19 protein-coding genes are annotated in these 16,758 nt (G+C 62.4%); 13 read left to right on the top strand and 6 right to left on the bottom strand.

The genetic code is table 11. From position 1 onward, the window contains the following. Positions 1 to 271: 271 nt before the first annotated feature. From FCS99_RS01830 to FCS99_RS01800, 7 genes are all read left to right on the top strand, one after another. The gene (locus FCS99_RS01830) at positions 272 to 577 is read left to right on the top strand and encodes an FtsB family cell division protein (RefSeq protein ID WP_171036202.1); all 306 of its coding nucleotides are present in this window, start codon (positions 272 to 274) and stop codon (positions 575 to 577) included. A 138-nt stretch (positions 578 to 715) separates the two neighbouring features. After that, a complete protein-coding gene (gene pdhA / locus FCS99_RS01825; protein ID WP_138509955.1) occupies positions 716 to 1,732 on the top strand; it encodes a pyruvate dehydrogenase (acetyl-transferring) E1 component subunit alpha in 1,017 nt (338 codons plus the stop codon). Positions 1,733 to 1,827: 95 nt separating this feature from the next. After that, entirely contained in the window at positions 1,828 to 2,238 is a 411-nt protein-coding gene (locus tag FCS99_RS01820) for a nuclear transport factor 2 family protein (RefSeq protein WP_138509953.1), read from the top strand. A gap of 33 nt (positions 2,239 to 2,271) precedes the next feature. Further along, a complete protein-coding gene (locus tag FCS99_RS01815) occupies positions 2,272 to 3,702 on the top strand; it encodes a pyruvate dehydrogenase complex E1 component subunit beta (RefSeq protein ID WP_138509951.1) in 1,431 nt (476 codons plus the stop codon). Positions 3,703 to 3,705: 3 nt separating this feature from the next. Beyond that, a complete protein-coding gene (locus tag FCS99_RS01810; protein ID WP_138509949.1) occupies positions 3,706 to 4,113 on the top strand; it encodes a hypothetical protein in 408 nt (135 codons plus the stop codon). After that, entirely contained in the window at positions 4,110 to 4,514 is a 405-nt protein-coding gene (locus FCS99_RS01805; RefSeq protein ID WP_138509947.1) for a GFA family protein, read from the top strand. Before FCS99_RS01810 ends, FCS99_RS01805 begins: the two co-directional genes overlap by 4 nt. Positions 4,515 to 4,536: 22 nt before the next feature. After that, positions 4,537 to 5,880: a pyruvate dehydrogenase complex dihydrolipoamide acetyltransferase gene (locus FCS99_RS01800; protein ID WP_138509945.1), complete on the top strand. Its 1,344-nt coding sequence runs from the start codon at positions 4,537 to 4,539 to the stop codon at positions 5,878 to 5,880. A gap of 172 nt (positions 5,881 to 6,052) precedes the next feature. On the opposite strand, the gene FCS99_RS01795 is transcribed toward FCS99_RS01800, so the two are convergent. Next, complete coding sequence (locus FCS99_RS01795) at positions 6,053 to 6,733, bottom strand: 2OG-Fe(II) oxygenase (protein WP_233352618.1); 681 nt, start codon at positions 6,731 to 6,733, stop codon at positions 6,053 to 6,055. Positions 6,734 to 6,769: 36 nt separating this feature from the next. Continuing rightward, complete coding sequence (locus tag FCS99_RS01790; protein ID WP_138509943.1) at positions 6,770 to 7,204, bottom strand: ACT domain-containing protein; 435 nt, start codon at positions 7,202 to 7,204, stop codon at positions 6,770 to 6,772. A 65-nt stretch (positions 7,205 to 7,269) separates the two neighbouring features. On the opposite strand from FCS99_RS01790, the gene FCS99_RS01785 reads away from it, so the two are divergent. Together FCS99_RS01785 and FCS99_RS01780 are read left to right on the top strand one after the other, a co-directional pair. Then, positions 7,270 to 7,641, top strand: coding sequence for a cupin domain-containing protein (locus FCS99_RS01785; protein WP_138509941.1), 372 nt, complete (start codon positions 7,270 to 7,272; stop codon positions 7,639 to 7,641). A gap of 56 nt (positions 7,642 to 7,697) precedes the next feature. Beyond that, the gene (locus tag FCS99_RS01780) at positions 7,698 to 8,297 is read left to right on the top strand and encodes an HD domain-containing protein (RefSeq protein WP_138509939.1); all 600 of its coding nucleotides are present in this window, start codon (positions 7,698 to 7,700) and stop codon (positions 8,295 to 8,297) included. Between the two features lie 29 nt (positions 8,298 to 8,326). On the opposite strand, the gene FCS99_RS01775 is transcribed toward FCS99_RS01780, so the two are convergent. From FCS99_RS01775 to FCS99_RS01765, 3 genes are read right to left on the bottom strand one after another with little or no spacing between them, the layout of a single operon-like run. Further along, positions 8,327 to 8,926 carry a phage tail protein gene (locus tag FCS99_RS01775; protein ID WP_233352617.1) on the bottom strand — a complete coding sequence of 200 codons (600 nt, stop codon included), beginning with the start codon at positions 8,924 to 8,926 and terminating at the stop codon, positions 8,327 to 8,329. A 14-nt stretch (positions 8,927 to 8,940) separates the two neighbouring features. Next, on the bottom strand, positions 8,941 to 9,546 hold the full coding sequence (locus FCS99_RS01770; RefSeq protein WP_138509937.1) for a phage tail protein: 606 nt from the start codon (positions 9,544 to 9,546) through the stop codon (positions 8,941 to 8,943). 34 nt (positions 9,547 to 9,580) lie between these two features. After that, positions 9,581 to 10,183, bottom strand: coding sequence for a phage tail protein (locus FCS99_RS01765; protein ID WP_138509935.1), 603 nt, complete (start codon positions 10,181 to 10,183; stop codon positions 9,581 to 9,583). 221 nt (positions 10,184 to 10,404) lie between these two features. On the opposite strand from FCS99_RS01765, the gene lpdA reads away from it, so the two are divergent. After that, positions 10,405 to 11,805: a dihydrolipoyl dehydrogenase gene (gene lpdA / locus FCS99_RS01760; protein ID WP_138509933.1), complete on the top strand. Its 1,401-nt coding sequence runs from the start codon at positions 10,405 to 10,407 to the stop codon at positions 11,803 to 11,805. Between the two features lie 84 nt (positions 11,806 to 11,889). Continuing rightward, positions 11,890 to 12,549, top strand: coding sequence for a hypothetical protein (locus FCS99_RS01755; RefSeq protein WP_138509931.1), 660 nt, complete (start codon positions 11,890 to 11,892; stop codon positions 12,547 to 12,549). A gap of 130 nt (positions 12,550 to 12,679) precedes the next feature. Here the strand turns inward: FCS99_RS01755 and FCS99_RS01750 are convergent, their stop codons facing one another. After that, the gene (locus tag FCS99_RS01750; RefSeq protein WP_138509929.1) at positions 12,680 to 14,332 is read right to left on the bottom strand and encodes an AMP-binding protein; all 1,653 of its coding nucleotides are present in this window, start codon (positions 14,330 to 14,332) and stop codon (positions 12,680 to 12,682) included. A gap of 267 nt (positions 14,333 to 14,599) precedes the next feature. Between FCS99_RS01750 and FCS99_RS01745 the strand changes: the two genes are divergently transcribed. Further along, positions 14,600 to 15,373 (top strand): DUF4097 family beta strand repeat-containing protein, encoded by a 774-nt coding sequence (locus FCS99_RS01745; protein ID WP_138509927.1) that lies wholly within the window; start codon positions 14,600 to 14,602, stop codon positions 15,371 to 15,373. A 60-nt stretch (positions 15,374 to 15,433) separates the two neighbouring features. Further along, the gene (locus FCS99_RS01740) at positions 15,434 to 16,756 is read left to right on the top strand and encodes a polymer-forming cytoskeletal protein (protein WP_138509925.1); all 1,323 of its coding nucleotides are present in this window, start codon (positions 15,434 to 15,436) and stop codon (positions 16,754 to 16,756) included. Positions 16,757 to 16,758 lie beyond the last annotated feature (2 nt).

Raw genomic sequence — 16,758 nt, 5'->3', positions numbered from 1 at the left:
GGTCTGGCCGGACTGTTCCTTAATCAGCTTCACCGGGTTGCGGGCGGTCCTTCAGGACATTCCAGACTATCCAAGAATACAGACCTTCCTGTGGGACCGCCTGTAATGCCTGGCAATCCGCCGTGTTCCGCACGGGCGGGTCTGCCCCAAGTCCGCCCTGAATCTTACCCGTTGCTGAATCCGGGATTCACCGTTTCTCAAGCGTGATCGTGTTGAATCACCCTCAACACAACGCGGCAGGGGAAGTCGCGGCTTACGAGGTGGTTTGGTTTTGGACGCAATCAAGCGATACGGTACAACTGTCTTTCTCGCAGTGGCGATTGCCTATTTCGGCTATCACGCGCTGACGGGCGAGCAGGGCGTGCTCAACTGGATTGTCGTCAAAAACGAGATTCGCATCGCCGAAGCCGAGCTTGAACTGGCCGTGGCGGAACGGGAACGGCTGGAAGATACAGCCTCGCGCCTGCGCTCTGACAGTCTGGACCTGGACTATGTCGAAGAGCGCTCCCGTGACATCCTGAATGTCGCGCACCCGCGGGAAATCATCGTCGAAATCGAACCGTCTCCGCAGCGCTGACCGCGCGCTTGAACGCGGGCATATCTCCCATCAAATGTGACTTTTTCGGGCCCGGCGCTTGCCGTTTGGGTCAATCGTCTGATATGGCGCTAACACAGTCAGATGGGAGCGCGGGCTGTTTGGTTCGCGTGCGAAATAATGGCCGCCAAGCGAAATACGAAGTCTTCCGCAGCCAAGGACGCCGGCAAGGGCGCCGGCAAGGACGAGCTGCTCAAATACTATCGCGACATGCTGATGATGCGCCGTTTCGAGGAAAAGGCGGGTCAGCTGTACGGGATGGGACTGATCGCCGGCTTCTGTCACCTCTATATCGGCCAGGAAGCCGTGGTGACGGGGATCCAGGCGGCGCTGGACGAGGGTGACCAGGTCATCACCGGTTATCGCGACCACGCCCACATGCTGGCCTGCGGCATGGACCCGAACGGCGTCATGGCCGAGCTGACCGGCCGTGAAGGCGGGTATTCGCGCGGCAAGGGCGGCTCCATGCACATGTTCTCCCGCGAGAAGCAATTCTATGGCGGTCACGGCATTGTCGGCGCCCAGGTCTCCCTGGGGACCGGTCTGGCCTTCGCCGACGCCTACAAGGAAAACAAGAAGGTCGCCGTAACCTATTTCGGCGATGGCGCGGCCAATCAGGGCCAAGTCTATGAAAGCTTCAACATGGCGAAGCTTTGGGATCTCCCGGTCATCTATGTGATCGAGAACAACCAGTACGCCATGGGTACGGCGGTCAAGCGGGCCTCCTCGGAAACCCATCTGCACAAGCGCGGCGCCTCTTTCGGCATTCCCGGCGAGGAAGTCGACGGCATGGATGTCGAGGCGGTGAAGCGCGCGGCCGAGAAAGCCGTGAAGCACGCCCGTGAGGGCAAGGGCCCCTATATCCTGGAGATGAAGACCTACCGCTATCGCGGCCACTCCATGTCCGACCCGGCCAAATACCGCACGCGTGAGGAAGTCGACGATATCCGCTCCCACCACGATCCGATCGACCTGATCAAGAAGCGTCTCATCGAGGGCAAGCATGCCAGCGAGGAGGAGCTCAAGGAGATCGACAAGGAGGTCAAGAAAATCGTCGCCGACGCGGCCCAGTTCGCCAAGGACAGCCCGGAACCGGATCCGAGCGAACTCTATACCGACGTACTCGTGGAGGCCTGAATTTGAGCGTCTCGAGCCCGAGCATACACTGCGCTCAGCCCTCGCTTTTCACGCGAGGCTGTGTGGGAGTGTTCGGGCAATAGGGGAGACGCACCATGACACCACAGGTGAAACATTTTCTGGAGACCTGGCACAAGGCCGTCGAGACGCGCGATGCCGAGATGATCAAATCGATCATGGCCGAGCATTGCGAACTGCATTCGCCGGTCGTGTGGAAGCCCTCCGCCGACACGCGCTACATCCTGCACATCCTGATGGGGGTGATCTCGATCGTCGAGGATTTCGCCTACCGCAAGGAATGGGTCGAGGGGAATGAGCTGATCCTGGAATTCACCGGAACGGTGGATGGCAAGGGTCTGGTCGGTTTCGACCGCATCACGATTGATGATGCGGGTAAAATGACGCGGATCGAGGTGCTGATGCGGCCCTTGAACACGCTGGTCGATTTCGCGGAACGCATGCGTGAGCACGCGCTTCGTTACAAACCCGAGGCAGCCAATGGCTGACCTCGCCTAACGAACAGGACACGGGAAGAAGCCATGTCGATCGAAGTTCTCATGCCGGCGCTTTCGCCCACGATGGAAGAAGGCACGCTGGCCAAATGGCTCATCAAGGAAGGTGACAGCGTCGAAAGTGGCGATGTCATTGCCGAGATCGAGACCGACAAGGCCACGATGGAAGTCGAGGCTGTTGAAGAGGGCGTGGTCGCCAAGCTTCTGGTCGCCGAGGGCACGGAAGGCGTGAAGGTGAATGCCGCCATCGCCATCCTGGCCGAGGAGGGCGAGGACCCGGACAATCTGGAGGCGCCGAAAGCGGCGTCTTCCTCTGACGACACGTCCGAGGACGAGTCGGGCGATGACAGCGCCGATGACGCAGCCGAAGCGGATACCGAGGCGTCGGACGACTCGTCGAACACGGGCGAGCCGGTCTTTGTCGATCATTCCGCGCCGGACGCGTCCGATCCGGAGATCCCGTCCGGTACGGAGATGAAGGAAACCACGGTCCGCGACGCACTGCGTGACGCCATGGCCGAGGAAATGCGCCGTGACGACACCGTCTTCGTCATGGGCGAGGAAGTGGCCGAGTATGAGGGCGCCTACAAGGTGACCCGCGGCCTGCTGGACGAGTTCGGCCCCAAGCGCGTCGTCGACACGCCGATCACCGAGCACGGCTTTGCCGGTCTGGGCGTGGGCGCGGCCTTCAACGGGCTGAAGCCGGTCGTGGAATTCATGACCTTCAACTTCGCCATGCAGGCCATTGACCAGATCATCAACTCCGCCGCCAAGACGCTCTACATGTCCGGTGGCCAGATGGGCTGTCCGATCGTGTTCCGCGGTCCCAATGGTGCGGCCTCCCGCGTCGGTGCCCAGCACTCCCAGGACTATTCCGCCTGGTATGCCAATGTGCCCGGCCTGAAAGTGATCGCGCCCTATGATGCCGCTGACGCCAAGGGCCTGCTGAAAGCTGCCATTCGCGACCCGAACCCGGTCGTCTTCCTCGAGCACGAACTCATCTATGGCGAGACCTTCGACGTGCCGGATGTGGAGGACTGGGTTCTGCCGATCGGCAAGGCCAAGGTGCGCCGCGAAGGCTCGGACGTGACCATCACCGCGCATTCCCGCATGGTCGGATTTGCCCTCCAGGCCGCCGAACAACTGGCGGAAGAGGGGATCGAGGCCGAAGTGATCGACCTGCGCACCCTGCGCCCGCTCGACACGGCGACGGTCGTTGAATCGGTCAAGAAGACCAATCGCATCGTTTGCGCCGAGGAAGGCTGGGGCCAGCATGGCGTCGGCGCGGAAATCGCCGCCGTCGTCACCGCCGAGGCCTTCGACTATCTCGACGCCCCGCCCGCCCGCGTCCACCAGGCCGATGTGCCGCTGCCCTATGCCGGCAATCTGGAAAAACTCTCCCTGCCGGGCGTCGAGGACATCGTGAAGGCGGCCAAGGCTGTCTGCTACGCGGAGTAGGGTGTGTTCGATTTCTCGAAATCGGAACTGAAAGCATGGACCCCGGCCATTCCGGCGGGGGAATACGAGTTTGTTTCCAGCAGGCTGGAGCTTGGGGAATTGGCTGTGAAACTGGTTCGGAGACATGAAAAGCCGGGCGAAGATTTCGCCTGTGAGCTGACATCCAAGCCGGTATGGCACTGCATCGTGAATGACGAAGAGTACCAGGATCAATTGGTGGCTCACGGACCGGGTGATATGTTCGAGGTCGCGAACTCGCCCGTCATAGCGGGCTTCTTGACCCATGAGTTTCTGTACCGGGAGCAGGGCGTGAAGGCCCGCCATTGGGTCATCATGACGATGCAGGAATGCGTACACATTGTCGCGGAAGACGAACCAGAATTTCGTACGATCTACGGTGAAGCGGCATGACCAACTCCCCCACCAAATCCTGGCGTCATGGCGAGTGTCACTGCGGTGAGGTCGGCTTTGCCGTGAACCTGCCGGACAGTGTCGTGGCCCTGTCGTGCAATTGTTCCATGTGCGCCAAGACCGGCTTCATCCACCTCATAGTGGACAAGGCCGATTTCAGGATCGAGCGCGGGGCGGAAAGCCTGACGACCTATCGCTTCGGCACGCAGACCGCCCGTCACACCTTCTGTTCCAAGTGCGGGGTGAAGGCCTTCTATGTGCCGCGCTCGCATCCTGACGGCTGGACGGTGAATTTGCGCTGCCTGGACGCCGACGCCAATCTCCAGCTCCGCTTCGAGGAATTCGACGGCGCGAACTGGGACGAGACCAACGCCCAAACCCATTCGGAGCGCGGCCAGTAGGCCGACCACGAGGACGAGACCCATGTCGATAGAAATCCTGATGCCCGCCCTGTCGCCCACCATGGAAGAGGGCACGCTGGCCAAATGGCACGTCAAGGAAGGCGATACCATTGAGAGCGGCATGGTGCTCGCGGAGATCGAGACCGACAAGGCGACGATGGAAGTCGAGGCCGTCGATGAAGGCGTGCTGGGCAAGATCCTGGTCGCCGACGGCAGTGAAGGCGTGAAGGTCAATGAGGTCATCGCCATCCTGCTGGAAGAAGGCGAGGACGAGAGCGCGCTCGACAAGGCCGGGTCTTCCAAGTCTGAGGGTGACAAGTCCGAAGGCGCCAAGTCGGATGAGGGCAATGGCGGCGGCACGGAAAAGCCGGCCCAATCAGACAGCGGCGGCACGGCGCGTCGGCTCGAATCCGCGCCGAAAGACAGCAAGGCCCCGGCCGCGCCGTCCAAGGATGGCGACCGCATCAAGGCGAGCCCGCTGGCGCGCCGGATCGCCGCCGAAAAGGGCCTGGACCTGACGAGCATAGACGGGTCGGGCCCCTATCGCCGCATCGTCAAGCGCGATGTCGAGAATGCCCAACCGTCCGAAGCCCCGTCCAAGGCCGCCGAAGCGCCGGCCAGTGCCGCGCCGGTCGACATGGACGATCCGCTCAAGGCCTTCGGCATTGCCCGCGACCGCTACGAGGTCGAGAAGGCCGACAATATCACCAAGATTTCCGCCAAACGCCTGTCGGAGAGCTTCCGCGACATCCCGCACTTCCCGCTCAATGTGGATTGCCGGATCGACGCCCTGCTGGACTTCCGCAAGCGCGTGAATGCCGCCGCCGAGAAGGATGGCGCCAAGGTCTCCGTCAATGACATCCTGATCAAGGCCTCCGCCCTGGCGTTGAAGAAGGTGCCGGCGGCAAATTCCTCCTGGATCGAGGGTGGCCATATCGCCCGCCACAAGCATGCCGACGTCTCCGTCGCCGTGGCCATTGAAGGCGGGCTGATCACGCCTATCGTCAAGGATGCCGATCTCAAGGGTCTCGTGGAGATTTCCCGCGAGATGAAGGATCTGGCGGCCCGCGCCCGCGACAAGAAGCTCAAGCCCGAGGAATTCCAGGGCGGCACCTTCTCCCTGTCCAATCTGGGCATGTTCGGCATCGACAGCTTTGCCTCCATCATCAACCCGCCCCAGGGCATGATCCTGTCGGTCGGCGCGGGCGAACAGCGCCCTGTGGTGAAGGATGGCGCGCTGGCGATTGCCACCGTGATGACCGTCACCCTGACCTGCGACCACCGCGTCGTCGACGGCGCCACCGGCGCCAAATGGCTCCAGGCCTTCAAGACCTTCGTCGAAGACCCGATGACGATGCTGATGTGATCGGGGCCTGGCTGGTCGTGGGTCCTCGCCCTTGATGGGCGAGGGGGACCGCGCGTATGCGCGGTGGAGTGGGTGACAGTCCGAAGACCAGAAAGCGCCTTGCGCTTTCACCCCTTCCGTCTCGCCACTGCGTGTCGATCCACCTTCCCCATCAAGGGGAAGGAGGGGCTTTTCAGGCCACCGGCAATCCCTTCACCTGCAGCGCCGGCACCAGGCCACGATCATTGCAGCGGTGCCAGCCGGCGATGGAGAAGCGGTCGCGGCGGGCCGGTGTGACTTCGTGCGGGATGTCTTCGGAGAGGAAGACGGCCAGCGTGCCGAACTCCGGTGACACTTCTGCCAGGACGGTGTCACTGTCCGGCGCATAGATGCGCAGCAGGCCGCCATCGGCGCGATCCCAATCCTCATTGAGATAGAGCACGCTGGACAGCACGCGGTTGCGGGCGCCACGGAAACTGTCGACATGGCGCTTGTAGAAGCCGCCGGGCTCGTAGACCGCGTAATGCGCTTCGAAGGCGAACAGGCCCAGCATGAGGCGGTAATTCACCTCGCGGCGCAGGGCTTCGGCGAAGGCCATATAGGCGGTCTGGGCCGGCGTGCTGCCATCCATCCAGTGGGTCAGGTCGCGGCGGATCTTGCGGACGACGTCATGATCGTCGGCGCGGCCAATCCCGGCGGGTGAGAGCGCATCGTTTTGCCACAAGGAGCGGGCTTCATCGCGCAGGGTTTCGAGCAGGATGGTGTCGGACAGGCGGCACAGGCTCCAGCCTTGCTGCGAGAGGTCTGCACACATGGTTTCTGCATCGAAGTCAGCAAGGCCGTTCGTGGGGTCGGCCAGCACCGTCTGGTTCAATAAGGTCTCAGCCCCGTCCAACAAGGATGCGCGCGTTTAGGGCCGGTCCGGCGCTGCGTCAATCGAATTCGAACGGCTCAGCGCCTTCAACACGTCCATGGCCTCACCGGCGCGGTCCTGAGGCACGAGGAGATGGTCGTGGTGGAAGCCGGCGACAACATTGCAACTGATGCCGTGGCGGGTGAGTTCGGTGGCGATGGCCGCAATGAAGCCGACCGCGTCGAGATCGGACTGGACGGTGAGAGTGATGCGGCGGCAGGGGAAGTCCGTGGCCAGACCCAGCCGGGCGGCCGTGTCCGGAGTGACGATGAGGGTCAGCCCTTCATCCTCCTGGCAGGTCATCAGGGCACTCACGTCCGGGGGCAGGGGCGTGCCTTCGGGCAGGCGGGCATAGACCCAGTCCTGCGGGTCCAGGACGGGCGCCATGCGGGCCAGCAGGGCGCCGGCCGTCTGGTCCGTGTTTCCGCTCATTCGCCCCTCTCCATAAATCGGCTAGAGTGCCGCAATACCGCCTGAACAGGCTCCAGGAGACGTGCATGACGGTCACAGCCATTTCCCTCGCCGATAAACACGCCCAGTTCAAGGACGTCTGGTCGCCCAAGCGTGTGGCAAAGCTCGACAATTACGAAATCAAGCTGGCCAAGGCACAAGGGTCGTTCGACTGGCATGCGCATACCGATGAAGACGAGTTCTTCATGGTGACACGGGGGATTCTGGAGATCGAGGTTGAGGGCCAGGACTCCGTGATTCTGGGGCCGGGTGAAATGTGCGTGATTCCCAAGGGCGTGCGTCACCGGCCGGTCGCCAAGACCGAGAAAGTCCATCTCATGCTGATCGAGAAGGCGGGCGTGGTGAATACAGGCGACAATCCCGACAGTGACCTGACCCAGACCATCGAAGACCTCTGACGCTTGCCAGCCCTGCTATTCCTCGTCACGGTATGGAAAAACACCGGGAGGATATCATGGCTGATGATGCCAATGCGCCGCGCGCCAAATTCCGCGCGATGACCGAAGGCACCCAGGAGGACTGGGGTGCCATTGCCGCCCAGTTCGGTCCCTTTGCGGCCAATCTGCCCGACCGCGTGCTGGACCATTTGCGTCTGCTCGACGGGGATTATGGCGGTTTTCCCATCGACCGTTTGCAGCATTCCCTGCAGACCGCGACGCGGGCGCATCGGGACGGGCGCGATGAGGAATATGTCGTTATGGCCTTGCTGCACGACATCGGGGACACGCTGGGCAGCTATAACCACCCGGATATTGCCGCCGCGATCCTGAAACCCTTCGTGTCGGAAGAGAACCACTGGATTGTTGCCCATCACGGGATTTTCCAAGGCTATTATTTCTTCCACCATCTGGGCATGGACCGGGACATGCGCGACCAGTTCAGCGATCACCCGCACTATGCGGCGTGCGCGCAATTCTGCCACCTCTACGACCAGGCGGCCTTCGATCCGGATTATGAGAGTGAGGATCTGGCCTTTTTCGAACCCATGGTCCGCCGGGTTCTGGCGAAGCCGCGCCAATCCATCTATGCCAGCGCGGCCGACGCCGCCGAATAGGCGGCGCCGGGCCGGCTGTCATACAGGCATCAATCGCGGCTCGGGAAGAGCCCTTGGGTGGCGATGCAATAGCGCAGCGTGGTCGTCGGTGCGCTGATCTGGATCGGCTGGCTGGCGCCAGTGACCGAGATCACACCGGGAGCCATGGGCTCATTGGGCGTGCTGGACGTGTAGATGTTGGCCCCGGACGGGTCGAAACTGCCCAGCGAGTTTCCGGTCGGCGTTTCCTCATTCGGCTGAGCCGTGGTGCCGAAAGCCGCATGGGTATGATTCGGCATACTGGTGATCAGCATCGTGGTGGTTTCCGAACCGAAACGGGCGCCCAGCTGGTAATCCGGAAGCCCGGGGGACTGGCCGGCACTGACCGGCACGCGACCGCGCAGGTCGGGCAGGGCGAATGTAGTCCGGCCATCCCCGCCATAAGCGGTGCCGAGGAGCGAGAAGAGCGCCTGGTGGGTGCTGATCGCCAGCAATTGGCCATCGGCATTCATGTAACCGTTCGGGCAGAAGTTGAAGCCCACGACAATGACATCACCCATGGTGGGCGTGGCGGCGGCCGGGGCGGTCAGGCTGGGCACAAGCATGGCTGCAGCGGCCAGACCGGCGGCAATATGTTTGCGTTTCATCATAATTCTCTCCTAAATCAGCCGCGGGACGGATAGATGCCGAACATCGCCACACACCAGTTCACAACGGTGTAGGGCTGTTGGACAGCCACCGGGTAGCTGGCGCCGGCCGTGCCGATCGTCCGATTGTTCAAGGGTTGGGTGAGCTGGTTGGCCTGAGCCACCGCATAGGCTTCCACGCTGGGCGGGAAGGTCGCAAGCGTTCCGCCTTGGACCGAGGTCTGGTCCGGCGAGGCGGACGAGCTGTACATGGCATGGTTGTGAGCGGCCAGTTGGCTGACGGTCAGGGTGACGTCGTCGGCGCCGTACATGCTGCCCTGTGTCCGTTCGGTCAGTCCGGGACCATGTCCGGTGTGGCCCGCCATGCGGCCGCGCAGGTCAGGCAGGCCGAACGTGGTGGTTCCATTGCCGCCATAAATCGTGCCGTAGAGCGAAAACAGGGCGTCATTCTGGGAAATGGCAATGATCTGGCCATTGGCGTTGACCCAGCCTCGCGGACAGAAGTCGCCCGCTGTTGCCATGAGCTGACCCACATAGGGTTCGGCCTGGGCCTCTGCTTCGGGCAGATGGCTCAGCGACAGGCCGGCCAAGCCGGCAGCCGCGCAAATCAGATGAAGTTTCATGATGTGTCCCTCGTTCCGGGATGTTGGGTCGGCGCTAGCCGCGCGACGGATAAATACCGTAAACGGCCACGCAATAGGTCAGTGTCGCCGTAGGCTGCACGATGTTCATCGGGATATTGCCGCCGGCATGGTTGAGCACATTCTGGTGCAACTGAGCCGAGCCGGGATCCTGGTCGGAATAGATTTCCGACGTCGTGGTCTGATAGGTCGGCATCGCGTTTTCCAGAGGCGAAGAGGCTGTCGGCGGCGCTGTGGAGGCCATCATGTTGTGATTGTGGGATGGCAATTGGTTGGAGGTCAGGGTCACCGTCGCCGCGCCGCCCGATTGTCCTCGCGTGTAGTAGGGAAGGCCGGGGCCCTGTCCGGTTCCGATCATGGCATGGCCGCGCAGGTCCGGCAGCGCGAACGTGGAGCGGCAGTCCCCGCCGTAGCTGCAGCCCAGAAGCGAAAACAGCGCCGAATAACTGCTGATCGGCAGGGTTTGGCCTGCGGCCGGCATGAAGTTCCGCGGGCAGAAATTCTCCCCAACGGCCTGGATCTGACCGATAAAGGGGTCAGATTGGGCGGATGCGGCTGCGGTCAGGCCAAGCGCCGCCGCTCCCGCCAGAAAAGCCGGGTGCGTCAACAATTTACGCATGTGTGATCTCCCTCAAGTTTTGGTGGCAACATGTTCTCCCAAAACTAGAAATTATCAACCCCCCGTCGTATGATTGGCGTAGATATCTCGTTGGGGGAGAATGCTGACCGGAGCCAATCCCGCGCCTGAACGCGCCAAGCATTGATCCGGACCGGGCGGACGGTTATACCGCGACACAGCAATTCGAACATTATTTCACATGCGAATTAATGAGGTCCGCCATGAGTTCCAATGCCTTCGACGTGATCGTGATCGGTGGCGGCCCCGGCGGCTATGTCGCGGCCATCCGGGCCGCCCAGCTGGGTTTCAAGACGGCCGTTGTGGAGCGGGACAATCTGGGCGGTATCTGCCTCAACTGGGGCTGCATCCCCACCAAGGCCCTGCTGCGCTCGGCTGAAGTCTATCATCTCATGCAGAATGCCGCGGATTTCGGCCTGAGTGCCGAGAAGGTCGGTTTCGATATCAAGGCCATCGTGAAACGCTCACGCCAGGTCTCCGGCCGGCTCACCGGCGGGATCGGCATGCTGATGAAGAAGCACAAGATCACGGTGATCGAAGGCACGGCCAAGCTTGAAAAGGGCGGTGATGCCCCGAAAGTCTTGGTCGGCAAGGACAGCTACACGGCCAAGCATGTGATTCTCGCAACCGGCGCGCGGGCCCGGACGATTCCCCAGGCTGGTCTGGAGCCGGATGGCGACAAGATCTGGACCTATCGCGAAGCCATGGTGCCGGACAGCATGCCCAAATCCCTGCTGGTCATCGGTTCCGGGGCGATCGGGATCGAGTTCGCCAGCTTCTACAAGACGATGGGCGCGGATGTGACCGTCGTGGAGATGATGGACCGTGTGCTGCCGGTCGAGGATGAGGAAATCTCCGCCTTCGCCGCCAAGAGCTTCAAGAAGCAGGGGCTCAACCTGGTGACGGGCGCGCAGGTCGAGAAACTCGACAAGTCGGGCAAGACGGTGAAGGTCCATGTGAAGACGTCCAAGGGCAAAACCGAGATCATCGAGGTCGAGAAAGTCATCCTGGCCGTCGGCATCGTCGCCAATATCGAGGATATGGGGCTGGAGAAACTGGGTGTGAAGATCGATCGCGGCCATGTCGTCAATGACGGGTTCGGCCGCACCAATGTGAAAGGCCTCTACGCCATCGGCGATGTCGCCGGCCCGCCCTGGCTCGCCCACAAGGCCAGCCATGAGGGTGTGGTTTGTGTCGAGAAGATCGCCGGCGAGGATGTCCATGCCTTCGAGACCGCCAATATCCCTGGCTGCACCTATTGCCATCCGCAAATCGCCTCGGTCGGTCTGACCGAAGCCAAGGCGAAGGAGGCCGGGCATGAGGTGAAGGTCGGACGCTTCCCCTTTGTCGGCAATGGCAAGGCAATCGCCCTGGGCGATGACCAGGGCCTGGTGAAGACCGTGTTCGATGCCAAGACCGGCGAGCTACTGGGCGCCCACATGGTGGGGCCGGAGGTCACCGAGATGATCCAGGGCTATGTCGTGGGCCGTCAGCTGGAAACCACCGAGGCCGAGCTGATGCACACCGTCTTCCCGCACCCGACCCTGTCGGAAATGATGCATGAAAGCGTGCTGGACGCGTACGGGCGGGCGCTGCACATCTAGCAGCGGATAAATCGGGCCGGGTCTGCATCCAAAGCGCGCATGAGGCGCATCCCAAGGGCAAACACCCTTGGAAAGGATACCCCGATGAAACACGTACTGGTTTGTGCCGCCGCCATGATGCTGCTGCCGGCTTGCACCTATTCCGTCTCCGGACATGGCGACAACCGGTCGGCCGAGAGCGCCGGCATGGTCGCCTCCCGTCATGTCGATGTACCCGGTGATGCGGAATTTTCCGGCATGATCGTCAATGCCCACGGCGATGTCGGCCGCGATCTGGAGCTGTCCGGGGCCAGCGTCCGCTCCAATGCCGATGTCGGCGGCAATCTAACCGCCGAAGGCGCCCGCGTCCGCTTCACCGGCTCGGTCGGTGGCAATGCGGACATCGCCGCCGGCACGGCTTATCTCGATGCGCGTATCCTCGGGAATACCGAGATCGCCGCAGGGCGGATTACCCTGGACGGGGATCTGGGTGGTCGGCTGGTCATGGATGCCGGCCATATGAATGTGCGCGGGATCGTGCGGGGGCCGGTAGAGATTCGCGGTCATGGCCGCAATGACGGCCATAATGGACGTGTTGAATTGTCCGGCCATCTGGCCCAGGGCGGTCTGATCTGCGCCGCCGAGGTGGAGATCGGGCGCTCAGCCCGGATCGAGGGCGACCTTCTGGTGATCTCCGACCACCGCCCGGCCGGTGACGGCTTCCGCTATGAAGCGCTCAACGGGCGTGATTGCGACCATTTGTAAGGTCACCGAGTTCGGGGTCCGGCGGGCAGGGTGCTTCCCCAGGCCAAGCCGGTCCATCTCCCTCACGAGACCGGCCATCCTGCTTCCGGATCCCGAAGCATGAAAAAGCCCGCCGGCTGGCGGGCTTTTTCTATTCCGCCGGTTCGGTCGCCGGGGCCGGGGTTTCGGCCATCAGGGATTCGACCGTTTTCTGGACGCTGCCGTAATCGGTCTTGCCCGTTCCGAGCACCGGGATGCTGTCGACATGGATGATCTTGCGCGGGATGGCGAGATCGGAAATGCCGTGATTGCGGGCAAAGGCGACGAGGTCGGCGCGGTCGGCCTTCTCGTAATCGGTCAGCAGGATGACCTGCTCGCCCTTGCGCTTGTCGGGAATGGCGGCGGCCGCGTGCATATTGTCCGGCCAGAGCGAGGTGGCGCAATTTTCCACCACGGCCAGGGAGACCATTTCGCCACCCAGCTTGGCAAAGCGCTTCACCCGGCCACGAATGCGCAGGAAACCGTCCTCGTCGATGGAGACGATATCGCCGGTATCATGCCAGCCGCCCTCGGGGGCTTCCAGGACGAGCGGATTGGTCGGGCGGATATAGCCCTTCATGATGTTCGGGCCCTTGATGTGAAGCTGGCCGCCATCATCAATGCCCTCGACCGGGACGAGTTTGGCCTGGCAGCCGGGCATGAGCTGGCCGACCGTGCCCGGGCGGTTGTTCTGGGGCTGGTTGACCGACAGGACCGGGGCGGCCTCGGTCAGGCCATAGCCTTCCACAATTTCCAGATTGAAGCGGCGGCGCAGGGCTGAGCGGGTCTCGTCCTTGACGCGCTCGGCACCGCAGACGGCAAAGCGCAGCGAGGAGAGGTCGCCCTCATCGGCGGCGCGCGCATACTGGTTCATGAAAGTGTCGGTGGCGAACAGGATGGTCGCCTTGGTCTCGGCAATCCGCTTCACGATCGTCTTGGCCTGCAGCGGTGTCGGATGACAGATCGCCGGCACACCCAGGCCGATGGGCACCAGGACGCCGCCGGTCAGACCGAAACAGTGGAAGGTCGGCAGCGGGTTGAACAGGATGTCCGTCGGCAGGATCTTGATGTGGTCGCGCACCTGCTCGACATTCGCCAGCAGATTGGCGTGGCTGAGCACGACGCCCTTGGGATCGCCTTCCGTGCCGGAGGTGAAGAGATAGACGGCGGGGCTGTCCGGATCCGGATGCGAGCGGACAAGGCCGGGCAGGACGGTTCCGACGGCGGCGGCGATCTTGTCCATCAGGGACAGGTTTTCGCGCACATCCTCCAGATAGATGAGCTCGTGATCCTGCTTCAGCTCGGCTTCCAGATCTTCCAGCTCGCCCAGTTCGATGAAGCGGTGGGCGGTGATGATCTTCTTGGCCTTGCAGGCCGTGCAAGCCGCTTTCAGGGCCCGTTCGCCGGCGGTGAAGTTCAGCATGGCCGGGACGCGGCCATAGGCGGTGAGGGCATAGAAGGAGATGATGGCGCCCACACCGGTCGGCAGGAGGACACCGATGGCTTCACCCGGTTCCGTGCCGGCTTTTAGGGCATGTCCCAGCGCAAAGGCGGCCTTGGTCAGGTCGTTGAAGCTCACTTCGCGGCCGTCGGCATCGATGGCGGCAATCCGCTTGCCGCCATAGCGCGACTTGGATTCCAGCATGGACGCAAAGACGGATTTGCGGATCCGCTTCAGATCGAAGGACGCGCCTTCGTAGATGTCACCTTCGGAAACAGGCGTTTCGGATGCCGGTGCCGTGCCGGCTGCTGATGTCTCAGCCATGTCATCCTCCCATGACGCCTCCCCCAGAAGGCGTTCGTCTTTGCCCTGATATTAGCTTCGCATGACGCATAGGGAAGGCTGGAGTGTAGCCGGGCCCGCTCCAGATACCGGGGACATCTCGCTTTTCATAAAGGATTTATCGAAAAACGGAAAAACTTCTTGATATCGTTTTTCGATAATGTATGCTTCGTATCAACGCTGGGGAGCGTAGGTCCGATCGATTTCACCGCCTGAACGGGCGGCGGGCCGGGAGTAACGGAGACTTAAATGGCCAAGTTCTGGCTTGCGGCAACGGCCCTGTCGGGCGCGCTTCTGACCTCGGGATGCGTCATCGTTGTCGGTGATGATGGTGACGGCAACAAGATGCTGGGCACCACGCGCGCATCGGACGGCTATATCGTCCTGGACCGCGAGGGCGATTACAGCCGCCTGAGTGGGGATCTCAATCTGCGCGGCCGCCTGGGCGGCGATCTCAGCCTCGTGTCCGGTGATGTCGATATCGACAATATGGACATTGGTGGCGAAGTGTCGATCGCGGCGGGTGACGTCAATTTCACCGGCACGGTCGCGGGTGAAGTCTCGATCGCCGGCGGCGATGTGAGTTTCCAAGGTCATGCCCGCGACGAGCTGAACCTCGCAGCCGGCGATCTGGATGTTCGCGGGCGCGCCGATGGCGAAGCCTCGCTGGCCGCCGGTGACATGGTTCTGGATGCAGACTTCCGTGACGGGCTGGTGGCTTCGGCCGGTACGCTGCGTCTGGACGGTGAGGTCCATGGCCGGCTGAGCCTGACCTCGATCAATGAAATGCGCCGTCACCGCGATTATGACGGTGAACATGGCCGGATCACCATGGCAGGCCGTGTCCATGATGGCGGCGAGGTCTGTGCGGTCTCGGTCGTCTTCGAACGCGGCGCCCGGATCGACGGACCGCTCGTGGTCTATGCCCAGAGCGAACCGGAAATCCGTGCCGGCGCACATGTATCCGGTCTGGACTATCGTCCGCGGAACCGGCGAGACTGCGAAGATCTCATTGACGGTTAGGGCCGATCGTCACCTTTCAACCGACGACCTGATTGCCGGGGGGCGCAGGGAGACACTGTTATGATTATCAAGCGTTTTGTGATGGCCTTGGGGCTGGCCATCGGGTTGGGGGCCACACCGGTCTCCGCCCAGATGATTGGCGGCGAAGTCGATATCGACGGACACCGTTCCGATGTTCACTTCTTTGGCGGCGAGCTCACGGTTCGCGGCGATGTGCAGGGCGATGTCGCTGCACTGGCCGGGGAGGGCGATATCGACGCCAATGTGACCGGTTCGGTCAATTTCATCGGCGGCGACATCTCGGTTCGCGGCACGGTCGGCGAGGATATCGAGATCGCCGGCGGTGATGTCGAAGTCAGCGCTGATGTTGCGGGCGATGTGTCCGTGGCCGGTGGCGATGTCCATGTCTCCGGCACGGTCGGCGGCTCGCTGTCGACCGCGGGTGGCAGTGTGGAAATCGACGCGATTGTCGAAGACCGGGCTCATCTCGCCGGTGGCGGCATTTATGTCTCGCCCACGGCCCAGTTCCGCCAGGGCGTGGAACTGGCTGGCGGCGAGGTCGAGCTGTTCGGCCTGATCGATGGCGATCTGGACGCGGAAGCCTCCGAGATTTCCATCGCGGGAACGATCACGGGCAATGTCGAGATCAAGGCCGAGGAAGTCTACATCCTCGAATCCGCCCGGATCGAAGGCACGCTGAACATCCGCAGTCCGGTGGAACCGGTCATTGCGAGCGGTGCCGAGATCGGCGAACTCAACTATGTCTATGAGAACTTCAATTTCGGCGCCAAGCACTGGGATGATGTCGATATCGACATTGATGGCCCGTGGGAGCTGATCGGAGCGCCCTTCGCCTTCTTCGGCTTTGCCATTCCCGGCTCGGCCCTCTTGCTGGGTTTCCTGGCGGTGGTGCTGGCGCCGAACGGGACGGGCCGGGTGGCGCGGACTTTCCGCAGCAAACCGCTGGTTTCCGGCTTTGTCGGCTTCCTGCTGTTCGCCTTCTCGCCGGTCCTGCTGGTGATCTTGACGGTTCTGCTGGCCATCACGGTCATCGGGGCGGTCCTGATCCCCTTCCTGTGGATCCTGTTCTGGCCCTTCCTGCTGCTGTGCCTGGGCATGGGGGCGCTGGCGGTCGGAGACCTGATCTTCAATCGCAATCCGGACGTCCCGCTGGGACTGGGCATGCGGCTTCTGTCCCTGCTTTTGGTGCTGGCGGCGTCGGTGGCGCTGGGTGTCATTCCGGGTCTGGGTGCGATCGTCGGATTGATCTTGGTTTTCATCGGCTTCGGGGCCTGGGTTCTGGCCCTGGGCGGCAATGGCCAGCCCGCTCCCATGGCCAGTGGTGGCTCCATGCATCATGACAATGCCGTAACACAGGGGTGACG

The sequence above is a fragment of the Maricaulis alexandrii genome, from assembly GCF_005871165.1.
Lineage (GTDB): Bacteria > Pseudomonadota > Alphaproteobacteria > Caulobacterales > Maricaulaceae > Maricaulis > Maricaulis alexandrii.
Note: the sequence above shows the minus strand (reverse complement) of the source record. Positions and strands in the feature narration are given on the sequence as shown.